This window comes from Sphingomonas chungangi (genome assembly GCF_013778325.1).
Lineage (GTDB): Bacteria > Pseudomonadota > Alphaproteobacteria > Sphingomonadales > Sphingomonadaceae > Solisphingomonas > Solisphingomonas chungangi.
The window spans coordinates 55,257-71,576 of record NZ_JACEIB010000003.1 but is presented as its reverse complement, the minus strand read 5'-3'; the positions used below and the strand labels follow the sequence as shown (position 1 = coordinate 71,576).

The following is a 16,320-nucleotide window of genomic DNA, read 5'->3' as shown; positions in this document are numbered from 1 at the left end:
TCGCTTTTGCCGGTTCACTCCCACTCGATCGTGCCGGGCGGTTTCGAGGTATAATCGTACACCACCCGGTTGATGCCCTGCACCTCGTTGACGATCCGCGTCGCCACGCGGCTGAGGAAGGCGGCGTCGAAGGGATAGACGTCCGCCGTCATGCCATCGACCGAGGTCACCGCGCGCAGGCCGCATACGCTGTCATAGGTGCGGTGGTCGCCCATCACGCCGACCGTGCGGACCGGCAGCAGCACCGCGAAGGCCTGCCAGATCGCGTCGTAGAGGCCGGCGTTGCGGATTTCCTCGAGATAGATCGCGTCGGCCTTGCGCAGGATGTCGCAGCGCTCCTTGGTGACCTCGCCGGGGATGCGGATGGCGAGGCCCGGCCCCGGAAAGGGGTGGCGGCCGACGAAGGCGTCGGTCAGGCCCAGTTCCTTGCCCAGCAGCCGCACCTCGTCCTTGAACAGCTCGCGGAGCGGCTCGACCAGCTTGAGGTCCATCCGCTCGGGCAGGCCGCCGACATTGTGGTGGCTCTTGATCGTCACCGACGGGCCGCCCGAGAAGCTGACGCTCTCGATCACGTCCGGATAGAGCGTGCCCTGCGCGAGGAACTGGGCGCCGCCGATCTTCTTCGCTTCCTCCTCGAACACTTCGATGAAGGTCTTGCCGATGAACTTGCGCTTGGCCTCCGGGTCGGTGACGCCGGCAAGGCCGTTCAGGAACAGGGTCTCCGCGTTCACGTGGACGAGCGGAATATTGTAGTGGTTGCGGAACAGCGAGACGACCTGCTCGCTCTCCCCGGCGCGCATCAGGCCATGATCGACATAGACGCAGGTGAGCTGATCGCCGATCGCCTCGTGGATCAGCACGGCGGCCACCGAGGAATCGACGCCGCCCGACAGGCCGCAGATCACCTTGGCCGAGCCGACCTGCTGGCGGATCTCCTCGATCTTGGCGGCACGGAAACCCGCCATCGTCCACTCGCCGCCCAGCCCGCAGACGTGGCGGACGAAATTGGCGATCAGCTTGCCGCCGTCGGGCGTGTGAACCACTTCGGGGTGGAACTGGACGCCGTAGAAGCGGCGGCTTTCGTCGGCGGTGATCGCGAAGGGCGCGCCCTCCGAGACGGCGATGGGGTGAAAACCTTGCGGGAGGCGCGTCACCTTGTCGCCGTGGCTCATCCACACCTGGTGGCGCTCGCCCTCCTTCCAGAGGCCGTCGAACAGCGCCGAGCGATCCTTCACCTCGATAAAGGCGCGGCCGAACTCGCCGCCCTCGCCCGAGACGACCACTTCACCGCCGAGCTGCTTGCACATCGTCTGCTGGCCGTAGCAGATGCCGAGGATCGGAATGCCCGCCTCGAAGAAACGCTGCGGGGCTGACGGTGCGTTCTCCTCCGTCACCGACGCCGGGCCGCCCGAGAAGATCAGTCCCTGCGGCTTGAGCCGATCGAAGGCCGCATCCGCCGACTGGAAGGGCGCGATCTCGCAATAGACCCCCGATTCCCGCACGCGGCGGGCGATCAGCTGGGTCACCTGGCTGCCGAAATCGACGATGAGGATGGTATCTGCGGGGGCGACGGTCATGGCGAGCCGATAGGCATGTCGCGCGCCCGAGTCCAGCGGGCCGAAACGATGGTCAACGGCTTGTTTACCCTTATTGCCTAAGCCCGTGCGGGGACTGCTTTTTGTTGGGGATTGTTCGATGCCTCGTCGTATCCGCTCGCTGCTATCGACGCTGCGGGAAGAGGTTCAGCATTATGCTGCCGAAACGGAGGCGATCGCCGGCCGGACCAACCTGCTCGCGCTCAACGCCACCATCGAGGCGGCGCGCTCCGGCGAAGCCGGCCGCGGCTTCTCCGTCGTCGCGCAGGAGGTGAAGGCGCTGGCCGGACAGGCGCGCATGTCCGCCGGCAAGTTCCGCGCCGAGGTGCTCGATCGCCTGGCGCAGGGAGCCGGCATCGCCGACGAGCTGGTCGCCGAGGTGGAAGGCGCCCGCCTCGCCGAGCTCGCCCAGTCGATCATCCAGACGATCACACGCGCGCTCTACGATCGCTCGATCGATGTGCGGATGCTGGCGACCGATCCCTTCGTCATCGACGGCGCCGCCCACGCCCGCACCGATTCCGCCGCCGAATCGCGCGCGATGGAGCGGCTGCGTTCGATGCTCCATTTCTCGCCCTACTTCCTCAACGCCTTCATCGCCGACGATCAGGGGCATGTCGTCGTCAGCGCGCACGCCAATGCCGAGGTGCGCGGCATCAACCTGCGCAACGAGCCGCAGTATCAGAATGCGCTGAGCGCGGCCGATCACGAGGAATGGTTCACCGACGAGGTGTGGGAAAACCCCTTTTCGGGCAATCGCAAGGTGCTGATCTACGTCTCGCCGATCCGCAAGGACGGACGGGTGATCGGCGTTGGCTATCTGGAATATGACTGGGAAGCACAGGCGGCCGCGATGCTCCACTCGGTCGAGCAGGCGAGCTCGGGCGCGGTCGTCACCATCGTCGACGACCAGAACCGGATGATCTCGTCGACCGGCCGCTACGCCTTCAACGAGATCCTGCCTATCGCCAGCGTCGCCGCCGCCGCCGGCCGCCATGTCGAGACGCGCGATGAGTCGATCGTGGCGCAGGCGATCGCGCTGCCGGTCCATGGTTTCGACGGCCTGAAGCTGCGCTGCGTGATCGAGCAGCGCGTGCCCAACGAGCGCGAGATCGAGCTTGCGCTGAGCGGCGCCGCGCGGGCGCGGGCGGCCTAGGCCGCCAGCCCGCTCCACTTTGCCGCGAATGCCCAGAGGTCGGCGATTTCGTCGATCTGCTTGGCGGTCGGCTTGCCGGCGCCGTGGCCGGCACGCGTCTCGATGCGGATCAGATGCGGCTTCGGTCCGATGTTCGCGGCCTGCAGCGCGGCGGCATATTTGAAGCTGTGCGCGGGCACCACGCGATCGTCGGTGTCGGCGGTGGCGATCAGGATCGCGGGATAGTCGGCGCCGTCGCGAATATTGTGGATCGGCGAATAGGCCATCAGCACCGCCAAATCCTCCTCCTTCCCCGGGTCGCCATAATCGTCGATCCAGTAGCGGCCGGCCGTGAAACGATGGAAGCGCGTCATGTCGTGGACGCCGACCGCCGGCAGCGCGGCGGTGAACAGGTCCGGCCGCTGGTTGGTCACGGCCGCCACCAGCAGCCCGCCATTGCTGTGGCCATGGACCACGACGCCTGAAGCGACGCCCTCCGTCTTCAGATGCTCGGCCGCCGCGATGAAATCGTCGAAGACGTTCTGCTTGCTGGCGCGCCGGCCGGCATCGTGCCACGCCTTGCCATATTCGCCGCCGCCCCGGATGTTGGCGACCGCATAGACACCGCCCATCGCCGCCCAGCAGAGTGCTGCCGAGGAGAAACCGGGGGTCAGCGAGATTTCGAACCCGCCATAGCCGTAGAGCAGGGTCGGCGCGGCGTGCGTCACATCCTTCCGGCGCAGCAGGAAGAGCGGGATGACGGTGCCGTCCTTCGAGGTGCAGCTGGTCTGCTCCACCACATATTCGTCACGGTCGAATTGCAGCTGCGGCTGCGCATAGGGTAGCGCGACCGCGCTCCCTGCATCGAGCCGGTGGATTTCGGTCGGGCGATCGTAGCTGGTGAAGGCGAAGAAGGCCTCGCTGCTGTCGCCACGCCCCTCCATACCGGTCACCGCGCCGATGCCGGGCAGAACCACCGTATCCATCAGCCTGCCGTCGAGATTGTAGATGCGCAGTTCGCTCGCGACGTTGCGCAGCACCGAGACCAGCAGCCGATCGCCGACCAGAAGCGCATCCGCCACCAGGTCCTCGCCGTGCGGCACGATCTCCCGTCTGCGGCGCATCTCGGAGGCGACGTCGATCGAGACGATGCGGCGGCGCGGCGCCTCCAGATCGGTGACGAAGTAGAAGATGTCGCCCTTCGATCCGGCCAGCCGCCAGTCGTTCTCCAGCCCGCGCACGAGGATCTTCGGCGCGAGCTTCGGCGCGGTGAGATCAATCACCGTCAATTCGGTGCGCGCCTCCGTCCCCTCGGCGGACGAGATCAGCAGCCAATGCCCGTCCTCGCTCACCTCGGCGGTATGGATCAGGCGCGGGCGATCCGGTGTCGCATAGACCTGGAAATCCGCAGCCTGATCGGTACCGAGCCGATGGAAATAGACGGCGTGGTCGAGGTTCTGCGCCTGATGCTCCATCCCGGCGCGCGGTTCCGGAAAGCGCGAATAGAAGAAGCCCGAGCCGTTACTTGCCCAGGCGAGGCCCGAAAACTTCACCCAGCGTACCTCGTCGGAAAGCGTATCGCCGCCGATCGCGTCCAGCACTCGCACGACCCGCCAGTCGCTGCCGCCGTCCTGCACGGTGAAGGCGAGGCGACGACCGTCGTCGGACGGCTCCCATTCGCCGAGCGCGGTCGCGCCGTCCTCGGACCAGTCGTTGGGATCGATCAGCACGCGCGCCGGCGCATCGTGCGCCTCGCGCGCGCAAAGCACCGCCTGCGCCTCCAGCCCGCTGTTGCGCAGAAAGAAATAGCGCCCGCCCCGTCGACGCGGCAGCGAGACGCGCTCGTAGTTCCAGAGCTTCGTCAGCCGCTCGCGGATCGCGATGCGACCCGGCAGCGTATCGAGATAGGAATCGGTGAGCGCCACTTCGGCCGCGACCCATGCCTGCACGCGCTCGTCTGTGCGGACATCGCCCTCCAGCCAGCGCCACGGATCGGCGAACCGGCGGCCGCCCAGCTCCTCGATCGCATCGTCGCGCGCGGTTTCGGGATAGGCGATCGGTCCGTCCGGGCTGATATCGTGCATGTCCCCTCCCTGAGGCTGCCATCCGTAACGGTGCGTGAACCGGATGCAAAGCTTGGGCGCGCGCAAAGCAAAAGGGCCGCCCCGATGCGGGACGGCCCTTCCGTTGCTCTTTCGGGATGGATCGAAGCGATCAGGCCGCCTCGTCCAGCTCCTCGTCGCTCAGGACGGGGCCCGAATCCTGGCCCTTGGCCGAGACGTCGCGGTCGACGAACTCGATGATCGCCATCGGCGCCGCGTCCGACGCGCGGATGCCGGCCTTGATGATGCGGGTGTAGCCGCCGGCGCGCGCCTTGTAGCGATCGGCCAGCACGTCGAACAGCTTCACCAGCTGCGTGTCGTCGAGCAGGCGCGAATGCGCGAGGCGGCGGTTGGAGAGGCCGCCCTTCTTGGCCAGCGTCACCAGCTTCTCGACATAGGGGCGAAGCTCCTTCGCCTTGGCGAGCGTGGTGAGGATCTGCTCGTGCTTGATCAGCGCGGCCGACTGGTTGCGGAACAGGGCGGTACGGTGGGACGCGGTCCGCTGCAGCTTACGACCGCCAACGCGATGGCGCATGATATTTCCTTTCGTTCGTCAGGGGGCCGTGCGAGGTACCCCGGGCCAGGCGACAATTCGGGAGGTCGCCCCTTCTCCCTGCTTGGCCCCTCCCCCGCTTGCGCGGGAGAGGGGAAACCCGATCAGTATTCCTGCTCGAGCTTCTTGGCCATTTCCTCGATATTCTCGGGCGGCCAGCCCGGGATGTCCATGCCGAGACGCAGGCCCATGGACGAGAGGACTTCCTTGATCTCGTTCAGCGACTTGCGGCCGAAGTTCGGCGTGCGGAGCATCTCGGCCTCGGTCTTCTGGACCAGGTCGCCGATGTAGATGATGTTGTCGTTCTTCAGGCAGTTCGCCGAACGGACCGACAGCTCCAGCTCGTCCACCTTCTTGAGGAGGTAGCGGTTGAGCTGGTTGGCGTCCTGCTCCGGCTCGGCGCTCGCGGACGAAACCGCGACACCCGCCATCTGCGGGACGGAGGTCTGCAGCGTCAGGCCGTCGTCGAAGTGGACGAAGAGCTGCAGCTGGTCCTGCAGGATGCGCGCGGCATAGGCGAGCGCGTCCTCCGGGGTGACGGTGCCGTCGGTCTCGATCGTCAGCGTGAGCTTGTCGTAATCGAGCTCCTGGCCGACGCGGGTGTTCTCCACCTTGTAGGCGACCTGACGGACCGGCGAGTAGAGCGCATCGACCGGGATGAGGCCGATCGGCGCATCGGCCGGGCGGTTCAGCGCAGCGGCGACATAGCCCTTACCGGACGAAGCAGTGAGCTCCATGTTGAGCGTTGCGCCGTCGTCGAGGTGGCAGATCACCAGCTCGGGGTTCATCACCTCGATGTCGCCGGTGGTGGCGATCATGCCCGCGGTGACTTCCGCAGGGCCGGTGGCCGAGAGCTGGAGGCGCTTGGCGCCCTCGCCCTGCATGCGCAGCGCGATCTGCTTGACGTTCAGCACCATGTCTGTGACGTCCTCGCGGACGCCGGCGAGGCTCGAGAACTCATGAAGGACGTTCTCGATCTTGATCGACGTGACAGCGGCGCCCTGGAGCGACGAGAGCAGCACGCGACGCAGCGCGTTGCCCAGCGTCAGGCCGAAGCCGCGCTCCAGCGGCTCGGCGACGAAGGTGGCACGGCGCTTGCCGTCGCCGCCCTTCTTCTCCAGGCCGTTCGGCTTCTTGAGTTCCTGCCAGTTCTTGGCGTTGACGGCCATGTGTTTTCCCTCAAGGGTTGGGCCAAAGCGGATGCGTCCACCCGCGGCCGGGAAACGGGAACGCGGGCATCAGGCGCCCGCGTTCCGATACGAAATCAGACGCGGCGGCGCTTGGACGGGCGGACGCCGTTGTGCGGGATCGAGGTTACGTCGCGGATCGACGTGATCTGGAAGCCCACCGCCTGCAGCGCGCGGAGCGCCGACTCACGGCCCGAACCGGGGCCCTTCACCTCGACCTCGAGGGTGCGGACGCCATGCTCGGCGGCCTTCTTGCCGGCATCCTCGGCGGCGACCTGGGCGGCATACGGGGTCGACTTGCGCGAGCCCTTGAAGCCCATCATGCCCGCCGACGACCACGCGATGGCATTGCCCTGCGCGTCGGTGATGGTGATCATGGTGTTGTTGAAGCTGGCGTTCACATGGGCGACGCCGGCGGTGATGTTCTTGCGTTCGCGACGGCGAATACGCTGCGGTTCACGTGCCATTTTCTGCTGTCCTACCTGATTGGAGGAGCGAGCCGCTTCTCAGCGGCTCAAGCTCACTTCTTCTTGCCGGCGATCGGCTTCGCCTTGCCCTTGCGGGTGCGGGCGTTGGTGTGCGTGCGCTGGCCGCGGACCGGCAGGCCCTTGCGGTGACGCAGGCCGCGGTAGCAGGCCAGGTCCATCAGGCGCTTGATGTTCATCGCGGTCTGGCGGCGGAGGTCACCCTCTACCATGTAGCCCGCGTCGATCGCCTCACGGATCTGCAGCACTTCCTGATCGGACAGGTCCTGCACGCGGCGCTGCTGCTCGATGCCGAGCTTGCCGGTGATTTCCTTGGCCTTGGCCGGGCCGATGCCGTGAATGTAGGTCAGCGCGATTTCGACGCGCTTGTTGGTCGGGATGTTCACACCCGCAATACGTGCCATGGTAAACTTTTCTCCTGCTCCACGGGGGCCCTGGCGAGGCCGCCCATCTCAGCGCTTCGCCCCTCAACGACGGACAGCCGACGCGCGCACGGGTGGCGGCGCCGGACGACCGGGTTTTGGGATCGGGGGTCCCTATAGGGCGACTCACCCCCTGTCAAGCGCGGCAGCCGCCCGCCGATCTTCCAGAAAGATTATGTACCGACCGGTTGCAGGTCAGCGTTGTCAGCGATAGATTGCAAGTCCCTTCATTCCCCCGAAGAGGAATTCCAGAACCATGGCTACCAAAGCCTATGCGGCGCAGAGCGCCGATACCCCCTTCGCGCCGTTCGAGATCGATCGCCGTACGGTCGGTCCGCACGACGTACAGATCGACATCCTCTATTGCGGCGTCTGCCATTCGGATCTGCACCAAGCGCGCGGCGAATGGGGCAACACGCTGTGGCCGTGCGTTCCCGGCCACGAGATCGTCGGCAGGGTCACCGCCGTCGGCGATCACGTCACCAAGTTCAAGGTGGGCGACGTCGCGGCGGTGGGCTGCATGGTCGACAGCTGCGATCATTGCGCGTCGTGCGACGAAGGCCTCGAGCAATATTGCGAGAACGGCTTCACCGGCACCTACAACGGCAACAACGTCGATCAGAACACTTTTGGCGGCTATTCCGAGAAGATCGTCGTCAAGGATCATTTCGTCCTCAAGGTAAGCCATCCGGAGGATCAGCTCGCCGCCGTCGCGCCATTGCTGTGCGCAGGCGTCACTACCTGGTCGCCGCTCAAGCATTGGGGCGCGGGCCCGGGCAAGAAGGTCGGCATCGTCGGGATCGGCGGGCTCGGCCATATGGGCATCAAGCTCGCCCATGCACTCGGCGCCCACACCGTTGCCTTCACGACTTCGGAATCAAAGGTGGAGGCGGCCAAGGCGCTCGGCGCCGACGAGGTGATCATCTCGAAGAACGAGGACGATATGGCGGCGCACGCGCGCAGCTTCGATCTGATCATCAATACGGTGGCCGCCAGCCACGATCTCGATCCGCTGCTGAACTGCCTGAAGCGGGACGGAACGATGGTGCTGAACGGCGCGCCGGAGCATCCCCACCCCTCGCCCACCGTCTTCAGCCTGATCTTCGCACGCCGGTCGATCGCCGGATCGCTGATCGGCGGCATCGCCGAGACGCAGGAGATGCTCGATTTCTGCGCCGAGAAGGGCGTCGTCTCGGACATCGAGATGATCGCCATCCAGGATATCGAGACGGCCTATGACCGCCTGCTCAAGGGCGACGTGCGCTACCGCTTCGTGATCGACAACAAGACGCTCGCGAACGGGTAAGGCGCCTCTCCTTCGTCATTGCGAGGAGCGCAGCGACGCGGCAATCCAGAGCTCCAGGCGCAGCGCCCGTGGCTCTGGATTGCTTCGCTACGCTCGCAATGACCGAGAGGGTCAGTCCTCTTCCGCGTCCCCGTCGCGCTCCATCCGCTCGGCGGCGGTGAGATAATCCTCCGCCGCGCGCTTGAGCTCGGGATCCTTGGGGAAGGCCTCGGCCGGAAGCGGCGCGAAATCCAGCACCGCCATCAGCACCCAGAGCGCAAACCGGCGGCCGGGCTCCTTCTCGGTGCCGAAATCGACGCGCAGCCGCTCCGATCCCAGCGTGAAGCCGAAATCGGTGATCGTGTCGGGATCGTCGGTGCCGAAATAATGCTGGAGAAGCGCGTCGATATCCATGGCCGCTCCATTGGCCATGACGCCCGCCTTTGCAATGCCGCCGATGTCAGTCGTCGATCATCGAGCTGACCATGCCGCCGGGATCCAGCACGAACTGCCGCATGATCCGGAAATGATCGGTATCTTCCAGCTCGACCGGCTGGAGCCCGTATTTCCCCATCTTCAGCAGCGTGGCGCCGGGATGCGCCATCAGGATCGGCGAATGGGTCGCCATGATCACCTGCGTCTTCGCCCCCGCCTCGATCTCGCGGAGCAGTTTCAGGAATTCGAACTGGCGGGTCGGCGAAAGCGCGGACTCAGGCTCGTCGAAGAAGAAGACGCCGGGCTGTGCACAGCGCTCCTCGAAGAAGCGGATGAAGCCCTCGCCATGCGAATGAGACAGAAAGTCCGCGTAAGGGCTACCCGATTCATCCAGATAGCGGGCGACGGAGAAGAAGCTTTCGGCGCGGAAGAACCAGCCTGAACCCACCTTCGGCAGCCAGCTTGCTCTCAACGCAGATGCGAGCGAGCCGCCGCCCGTTTCACGTGCCCGCGAATTGTCGACCGCCCGGTAACCGGGGCCACCTCCGCTCTCATCATAGCCGGCAAGGACGGCGATACCCTCCAGCAACGTCGACTTCCCGACGCCATTCTCGCCGACGATGATTGTGATGGGGCGATCGAACGAAAGCTCGAAACCGCCGCCCCGCAGCCACGGCAGGCAGTAAGGATAGGCCGCCTGGTCGGATCCGGCCGGCGGATCGTACCAGATGCGCTTGAGATAGGGCGGCAGCAGGCGCGTCTGGAACGACCGCGCCACCGCCCGCTACTCCTTATTTGTCGCCGAGGATTGCGTCGATCGCCGCGCCGACATGATCGATGTCGGCCATGCCGTCGACCTTCGCGACCAGCCCCTTCGCCTCGTAATAAGGCAGGATCGGCTGGGTCTTGGCGCGGTACTCCGCCATGCGGGTGCGCACCGTCTCCTCATTGTCGTCGGGGCGGCGCTTGAACTCGTGATGGCCGCAGACATCGCAGGTGCCCGCGACCTTCGGCTGCTTGAACGTATCGTGATAGCCCGCGCCGCAATTCGCGCAGGTGTAGCGGCCGACGATGCGCTCGACGAGCTTGTCCTCGTCCACCACCAGCTCGATCACATGATCGAGCTTGCGACCCCGCGCGCTCAGGATTTCGTCGAGCGATACGGCCTGCGCCTGGGTGCGCGGATAGCCGTCGAAGATCGCGCCCTGATCGGCGGGCATCGCGTCCAGAGCATCGCCGATGATGCCCGAGACGATCTCGTCCGAGACGAGCTGGCCGGCGTCCATCACCGCCTTGGCCTTGAGACCGGTCGGCGTTCCCGCCTTCACCGCCGCGCGCAGCATGTCGCCGGTGGAGAGCTGCTTCATGCCGCGCTCCTTGACCAGGCGATCGGCCTGCGTTCCCTTGCCCGCCCCCGGCGGCCCCAGCAGAATGATGTTCACGTCACTCCCCCTCCACTCCTGGAGTCGATAGCCGGTCAGCGGCGCAGCGCGCCACCCTTCAGCTTCGCCTTCTTGATGAGATCGCCATATTGATGCGCCAGCAGGTGGCTCTGGATCTGCGTCACCGTGTCCATCGTCACGTTGACGACGATCAGCAGGCTGGTGCCGGTGATCTGCATCTGCGGCAGTCCGAACGCCTTGATCATCGCTTCCGGCACCAGACAGATGACGGTGAGGTAGGCCGCGCCGATCACGGTGATACGGGTCAGCACGTAATCCAGATATTCGGCGGTCGACTTGCCCGGGCGGATGCCGGGGATGAAGCCGCCGTAGCGCTTCAGGTTGTCCGCCGTCTCCTCCGGGTTGAACACCACGGCCGTGTAGAAGAAGCAGAAGAAGATGATGCCGGCGGCATACAGCGCCAGGTACAGCGGCGAGCCGTGCTGGAGCGATCCGGTGACGGTCAGCAGGATGTCGTTCCAGCGGCTGTTGCCATGGACCTTGTTGCCGGCGAACTGCGCGATCGTCAGCGGCATCAGCAGCAGCGACGAGGCGAAGATCGGCGGGATCACGCCCGACGTGTTGATCTTGAGCGGCAGGTAGCTCTTGTCACCCTGCATCATGCCGCGCGCGGTCTGGCGCTTCGGGTACTGGATCAGCACCCGGCGCATCGCGCGCTCCATGAAGCAGATGCCCCAGATCAGGCCGAAGGCGATCACGATCGCGCCGATGATCACCAGCGGCGAGAGCGCGCCGGTGCGGCCCTGCTCGAACAGGTTCGAGAGGATGTTGGGGATCTGGCTGACGATGCCGGCCATGATGATCAGCGAGACGCCGTTGCCGATGCCGCGTGCGGTGATCTGCTCGCCCAGCCACATCAGGAACATGGTGCCGCCGATCAGCGAGACGACCGCCGAGACGCGGAAGACGATGCCCGGATCGATCACCACGCCCGAGGAATGCTCGAGCTGCACGACCATGAAATAGCCCTGCACCACCGTCAGGAAGACGGTGAGGTAGCGGGTATATTGGTTCAGCTTCTTGCGGCCGCTCTCGCCTTCCTTCTTGATCGCCTCAAGCGTGGGCGACAGCGAGGTGGCGAGCTGCACGACGATCGAGGCGGTGATGTAGGGCATCACGCCCAGCGCCACGATCGACATGCGATGCAGCGCGCCGCCCGAGAAATTGTTGAAGAGATCGAGCACGCCGCCCGTCGTCTTCGACATCGCGGCGGCAAGGCCGCGCGGATCGATGCCGGGCAGCGGCACGAAGCTCAGCAGGCGGAAGACCACCAGCGCGCCGATGGTGAACCACAACCGCTTCTTGAGATCGGTGGCCTGCGCGAACTTGCTGAGGCTGAGGCCGGCGGCGGCCTGGTTGGCGGCGGATGCCATGGGAATTGAGAATCCTCGAATGCGAAAGCGGCGGGTCGCATCGCTGCGCCCGCCGCCTCCATATAAGCACTTATCCGGCTTGTCTAAGCCCTAGGGCCTTGTCGACCGAAAGGCTCAGGCGCGGGCCGCCTTCTTGGCGTCGCGGACCGAGTTCTTCTTGGCGGCGGCCTTCTCGGCGGCCGGAACCACCTCGATCACATCGACCGAACCGCCGGCCTTCTCGATCGCGTCCTTGGCACCGGCCGAAACGCCGGCGACCTTGAAGGAGAGCTTCGCGGTCAGCGCGCCCTTGCCGAGGATGCGCACGCCGTCCTTGCCGCCGCGCGCCACGCCGGCCGCCTGCAGCGTCGCATGGTCGATCACGCCGTCGGTGGCGAGCGCCTTCGAATCGACCAGCTTCTGGATCTGGCCCAGGTTCACCTCGGCGAAATCCTTGGCGAACGGATTGTTGAAGCCGCGCTTCGGGATACGCATGTGGAGCGGCATCTGGCCGCCCTCGAAACCCTTGATCGAGACGCCTTCGCGGCTCTTCTGACCCTTCTGGCCACGGCCGGCGGTCTTGCCCTTGCCCGAACCGATGCCCCGGCCGACCCGCATCTTGCGGTGGCGGGCGCCTTCGTTGTCACGGATGTCGTTCAGCTTGGTCATGTCGGTGCACTCGCTTTCGCTTTTGTCGCGCGGATGAATGGAAGCGGCGGCCCTTAGAGGGATTCGCCGCGTTTGCCAACCCGATTCAGGGCAGCGACATCGCCGGTTCGGCGATCCGCCGGTCGCGGGGACGGAGCAGCGCGGCGCTGAGGCGGCGGCGCAGCGGCGCGTCGACCCAGCGATCGAGCAGCGCGCAGATCGGCAGCAGCGCTGCGATCGCGATCAGCCCGGCGGTCATGAAGGCGATGCGGCTGTGCTCGACATGGAGGACGACCTCCATCCGCACGAACTTCAGCACCGGCCCGTGCAGCGCGTAGAGCGCGTAGGAGACGAGCCCGCCCCAGCGGAACACCCTGCCCAGCCACGGCCCCGGCTCCAGCCTGAGGCCGGCCCAGACGATCATCGGGAGCAGCACCAGCGCCGCGACCAGATCGAACCACAGCCCGCCCCGGTTCATCGCGAGGATCGGGATCAGCATCAGCGGCGGGATGGCGCTCATCCAGCCGGTCCACACCCGGCCGTCATAGGCGCGCAGGATCAGCACGCCGAGCGCGAAGCTGTAGGTGACGCGGACGAGACCGCCGGCGATGCTCCCCCAGGTCGATCCCATGTCGATGCCGCCGTGACGCGTGCTCATCACCATCAAAGTGATGCCCGCCACCGCGACGATGATCGACAGCAGCCGGTTGGTGAGATGCCGCCAGAACAATGCGTAGAGGAAGTTGATCGCCAGCTCGAGGATCAGCGACCAGCCGGCGGCGTTGAGCGGTACCACCCAGCCCTTACCTGTCATCGCCGGAGTCGGCAGCAGCGCGAGGCCGGTAAAGAGCGCGGTGGCGATGCCCCAAGCCGTCTCTCCGCCGATACCGTGCTCCAGCCGGATCAGCGCAAAGGCCATGCCGACGAGCAGGCTCAGCGCGAACATCGGCCACAGGCGGATGCAGCGGATCAGCATGAACTCGCGCGTCGAAAGCCCGGCGGCAAGGCGATCGCGATATGAGGCTTCCAGCACGCAGCCGGACAGCGCGAAGAACAGGTCAACCGAGAGATAGGCGGATTGCGGGCGCAGGTGACCCACCAGCGCAGGCGAGTGGAACAGCACGATCATGATCGCGGCGATGCCCCGCAACCCGTCGAGCGTCAGGAAGACGCGCTTGTCGCCCCGCATGGTGTCACTCCCTGTCGCTCCGGCCCATGGCGCGCGAAGGTGGCAAAGATGTGGCGGCCAGCCTGCCCCCGAATACCAAAACCGTTCGTGCTGAGGAGCTGCTGAGCGAAGTCGAAGCGGCGTCTCGAAGCACATCCGCAGCGCATGCCCTTCGAGACGGGACTTCGACTGCGCTCAGCCCCTCCTCAGGGCGAACGGAGGTGGGCTCCAGACAGAAAAGGCCCCGCCACCTCATCGGTAGCGGAGCCCTTTCTGTCACCTCACAGGCGCAATCTCGGGCCTCAGCCCTCGACCGTCACCATGTGCTGCACCTTGCGGATCATGCCGCGGACCTCGGGGCTGTCCTCCAGCTCGCGGGTCTTGTGCATCTTGTTGAGGCCCAGGCCGACGAGGGTCGCGCGCTGGTCCTTAGTGCGACGGATCGGGGAACCCGTCTGCGTCACCTTGATGGTCGCCATGATCGATTACTCCACGATCGCCGCGGCTTCCGCCTCGGCCGTCTGCGAGCCACCGCGACCCAGCAGGTCGGCGATCTTCTTGCCGCGGCGCGAGGCCACCGACTTCGGGCTCGTCTGTTCCTTGAGCGCCTCGAAAGTCGCCCGGATCATGTTGTAGGGGTTCGAGGTGCCGACCGACTTGGTCACCACGTCGTGGACGCCCAGGCTCTCGAAGATGGCGCGCATCGGGCCACCCGCGATGATGCCCGTGCCGGCAGGCGCCGAGCGGACGGTCACGCGACCGGCGCCGAAATGGCCGTTGCCGTCGTGATGGAGGGTGCGGCCCTCCTTCAGCGGCACGCGGACCATCGCCTTCTTGGCGGCGGCGGTCGCCTTCGAGATCGCTTCCGGGACCTCGCGGGCCTTGCCGTGGCCGAAGCCCGAGCGACCCTTGCCGTCGCCGACCACGACCAGCGCCGCGAAGCCGAAGCGCTTGCCGCCCTTCACCGTCTTCGAAACGCGGTTGATGTGGACCAGCTTCTCGATCAGCTCTTCGCCGCCGTCCTCGTTGTTGTTGCGGCGATCGTCGCGGCGGCCACGGCCGTCACGGCCACGACCATCGCGGTTGCCGCCCGGGCCACCGCGACCACGGCCGCCGCGCGGGCCACGGCCCTCGCGCTGACCTTCGGGCGCGCCGGCAGCGGCCTCGACGGGGGCTGCGCCCTCGTTCTGAATTTCGTCAGCCATCGTCAGAACTCCAGACCACCCTCACGGGCGGCGTCTGCGAGCGCCTTGATGCGCCCATGGAAGAGGAAGCCGCCGCGATCGAACACGACGGTGGTGATGCCGGCGGCCTTGGCGGCCTCGGCCACGGCCTTGCCCACCTCGGCGGCGGCGGTGACGCCGGCGCCCGAAGCGTCCTTGCCCAGGGTCGAGGCGGCGGCGACGGTGTGGCCGTTCGCGTCGTCGATGACCTGCGCGTAGATGTGGCGGCCGGTGCGGTGCACGGACAGACGGGGCCGACCACCGGCGCGGGCGCGCAGCTGGGTGCGGACGCGCTGGCGGCGCTTGGCGAAGAGAGAGAGCTTTGCCATCTTACTTCTTCTTCCCTTCCTTGCGGAAGATATACTCGCCCGCATACTTGATGCCCTTGCCCTTGTACGGCTCGGGCTTGCGCCAGCGACGGATCTCGGCGGCGAACTGGCCGACGGCCTGCTTGTCGTTGCCGCTGATGTTGACGGTCGTCGGGTCCGGCGTCGCCACGGTGATGCCTTCCGGCACGTCCATGTTGACGTCGTGCGAGTAGCCGAGCTGCAGCTTCAGGGTCTTGCCCTGGGCCGCGGCGCGATAGCCGACGCCGGTGATCTGCAGGGTCTTCGAGAAGCCCTCGGTCACGCCGGTCACCAGGTTGGCGACGAGGGTACGCTGCATGCCCCAGAAGGAGCGGGCGCGCTTGGTCTCGTTCGCCGGCTGCACGACGACGTTGCCGTCCTCGATCGCGTAGGTGACCTCGTTGGCGAGATCGATCGAGAGGGTGCCCTTCGGGCCCTTCATCGAAAGCTTGCCGTCAGCGATGCTGGCGGTCACGCCGGCCGGTACGGCGACCGGCTTCTTGCCGATGCGGCTCATCAGAAGACCTCCGCGAGAACCTCGCCGCCGACATTCTGCTCGCGCGCTTCCGCATCGGAGAGAACGCCCTTCGGCGTGGAGACGATGGTGATGCCAAGGCCGTTGCGGACCACGGGCAGCTCCTTGGAGCCGCTATAGACGCGTCGGCCGGGCTTGGAGACGCGCGCGATGTGCTGGATCGCGGGCTGGCCCTCGAAATATTTCAGCTCGATGCGGATGCCCGGATGCTCGTTGAGCGTCTCGTCGGAGTAGCCACGGATGTAGCCCTCGCGCTGGAGAACGTCGAGCACGCGGGTGCGCAGCTTCGAAGCCGGGGTCAGCACGGAATCCTTGCGGGCGCGCTGGCCGTTGCGGATGCGGGTGAGCAGATCGCCCACGGGATCGTTGATCGCCATTTCTAAAC

19 protein-coding genes are annotated in these 16,320 nt (G+C 66.2%); 2 read left to right on the top strand and 17 right to left on the bottom strand.

The genetic code is table 11. The annotated features are described in order from the left end of the window. Window positions 1-14: 14 nt before the first annotated feature. On the bottom strand, window positions 15-1,577 hold the full coding sequence (guaA, locus tag HZF05_RS04660; protein ID WP_160363228.1) for a glutamine-hydrolyzing GMP synthase: 1,563 nt from the start codon (window positions 1,575-1,577) through the stop codon (window positions 15-17). Window positions 1,578-1,695: 118 nt separating this feature from the next. Here guaA and HZF05_RS04655 point away from each other — a divergent pair, with 118 nt between their 5' ends. Then, window positions 1,696-2,751, top strand: coding sequence for a methyl-accepting chemotaxis protein (locus HZF05_RS04655; RefSeq protein ID WP_160363227.1), 1,056 nt, complete (start codon window positions 1,696-1,698; stop codon window positions 2,749-2,751). Here HZF05_RS04655 and HZF05_RS04650 read toward each other — a convergent pair. The 5 genes from HZF05_RS04650 to rpsM all read right to left on the bottom strand — a co-directional run bounded on the left by HZF05_RS04650 (window position 2,748) and on the right by rpsM (window position 7,461). Continuing rightward, window positions 2,748-4,814 carry a prolyl oligopeptidase family serine peptidase gene (locus HZF05_RS04650; RefSeq protein ID WP_181638798.1) on the bottom strand — a complete coding sequence of 689 codons (2,067 nt, stop codon included), beginning with the start codon at window positions 4,812-4,814 and terminating at the stop codon, window positions 2,748-2,750. The genes HZF05_RS04655 and HZF05_RS04650 overlap by 4 nt on opposite strands. A gap of 130 nt (window positions 4,815-4,944) precedes the next feature. Beyond that, entirely contained in the window at window positions 4,945-5,367 is a 423-nt protein-coding gene (rplQ, locus tag HZF05_RS04645; protein WP_160363226.1) for a 50S ribosomal protein L17, read from the bottom strand. A 122-nt stretch (window positions 5,368-5,489) separates the two neighbouring features. Then, window positions 5,490-6,554: a DNA-directed RNA polymerase subunit alpha gene (locus HZF05_RS04640; RefSeq protein ID WP_160363225.1), complete on the bottom strand. Its 1,065-nt coding sequence runs from the start codon at window positions 6,552-6,554 to the stop codon at window positions 5,490-5,492. A gap of 95 nt (window positions 6,555-6,649) precedes the next feature. Beyond that, window positions 6,650-7,039: a 30S ribosomal protein S11 gene (gene rpsK, locus HZF05_RS04635; RefSeq protein ID WP_022689616.1), complete on the bottom strand. Its 390-nt coding sequence runs from the start codon at window positions 7,037-7,039 to the stop codon at window positions 6,650-6,652. Window positions 7,040-7,092: 53 nt separating this feature from the next. Then, on the bottom strand, window positions 7,093-7,461 hold the full coding sequence (gene rpsM / locus HZF05_RS04630; protein ID WP_160363224.1) for a 30S ribosomal protein S13: 369 nt from the start codon (window positions 7,459-7,461) through the stop codon (window positions 7,093-7,095). A gap of 274 nt (window positions 7,462-7,735) precedes the next feature. Between rpsM and HZF05_RS04625 the strand changes: the two genes are divergently transcribed. Next, window positions 7,736-8,785 (top strand): NAD(P)-dependent alcohol dehydrogenase, encoded by a 1,050-nt coding sequence (locus HZF05_RS04625; RefSeq protein ID WP_160363223.1) that lies wholly within the window; start codon window positions 7,736-7,738, stop codon window positions 8,783-8,785. 111 nt (window positions 8,786-8,896) lie between these two features. Here the strand turns inward: HZF05_RS04625 and HZF05_RS04620 are convergent, their stop codons facing one another. The 11 genes from HZF05_RS04620 to rpsH form a co-directional block, all read right to left on the bottom strand. Continuing rightward, window positions 8,897-9,196: a hypothetical protein gene (locus tag HZF05_RS04620; protein ID WP_246331586.1), complete on the bottom strand. Its 300-nt coding sequence runs from the start codon at window positions 9,194-9,196 to the stop codon at window positions 8,897-8,899. A 28-nt stretch (window positions 9,197-9,224) separates the two neighbouring features. Next, window positions 9,225-9,977 (bottom strand): AAA family ATPase, encoded by a 753-nt coding sequence (locus tag HZF05_RS04615; protein WP_343046831.1) that lies wholly within the window; start codon window positions 9,975-9,977, stop codon window positions 9,225-9,227. 13 nt (window positions 9,978-9,990) lie between these two features. Next, window positions 9,991-10,641, bottom strand: coding sequence for an adenylate kinase (locus HZF05_RS04610; RefSeq protein ID WP_160363222.1), 651 nt, complete (start codon window positions 10,639-10,641; stop codon window positions 9,991-9,993). 35 nt (window positions 10,642-10,676) lie between these two features. Continuing rightward, a complete protein-coding gene (gene secY, locus HZF05_RS04605) occupies window positions 10,677-12,035 on the bottom strand; it encodes a preprotein translocase subunit SecY (protein ID WP_160363221.1) in 1,359 nt (452 codons plus the stop codon). Between the two features lie 114 nt (window positions 12,036-12,149). Then, window positions 12,150-12,683, bottom strand: coding sequence for a 50S ribosomal protein L15 (rplO, locus tag HZF05_RS04600; RefSeq protein ID WP_160363220.1), 534 nt, complete (start codon window positions 12,681-12,683; stop codon window positions 12,150-12,152). Window positions 12,684-12,768: 85 nt separating this feature from the next. Continuing rightward, a complete protein-coding gene (locus HZF05_RS04595) occupies window positions 12,769-13,851 on the bottom strand; it encodes an acyltransferase family protein (RefSeq protein ID WP_160363219.1) in 1,083 nt (360 codons plus the stop codon). A gap of 281 nt (window positions 13,852-14,132) precedes the next feature. Further along, a complete protein-coding gene (rpmD, locus tag HZF05_RS04590; RefSeq protein WP_160363218.1) occupies window positions 14,133-14,309 on the bottom strand; it encodes a 50S ribosomal protein L30 in 177 nt (58 codons plus the stop codon). Window positions 14,310-14,315: 6 nt separating this feature from the next. Continuing rightward, window positions 14,316-15,035 (bottom strand): 30S ribosomal protein S5, encoded by a 720-nt coding sequence (gene rpsE / locus HZF05_RS04585; protein WP_160363217.1) that lies wholly within the window; start codon window positions 15,033-15,035, stop codon window positions 14,316-14,318. Between the two features lie 2 nt (window positions 15,036-15,037). After that, window positions 15,038-15,382 carry a 50S ribosomal protein L18 gene (gene rplR, locus HZF05_RS04580; protein WP_160363216.1) on the bottom strand — a complete coding sequence of 115 codons (345 nt, stop codon included), beginning with the start codon at window positions 15,380-15,382 and terminating at the stop codon, window positions 15,038-15,040. Between the two features lies 1 nt (window position 15,383). After that, window positions 15,384-15,917 carry a 50S ribosomal protein L6 gene (rplF, locus tag HZF05_RS04575; protein WP_160363215.1) on the bottom strand — a complete coding sequence of 178 codons (534 nt, stop codon included), beginning with the start codon at window positions 15,915-15,917 and terminating at the stop codon, window positions 15,384-15,386. Continuing rightward, window positions 15,917-16,312, bottom strand: coding sequence for a 30S ribosomal protein S8 (rpsH, locus tag HZF05_RS04570; RefSeq protein ID WP_160363214.1), 396 nt, complete (start codon window positions 16,310-16,312; stop codon window positions 15,917-15,919). The genes rplF and rpsH overlap by 1 nt, the downstream gene beginning before the upstream one ends. Between the last annotated feature and the right edge of the window lie 8 nt (window positions 16,313-16,320).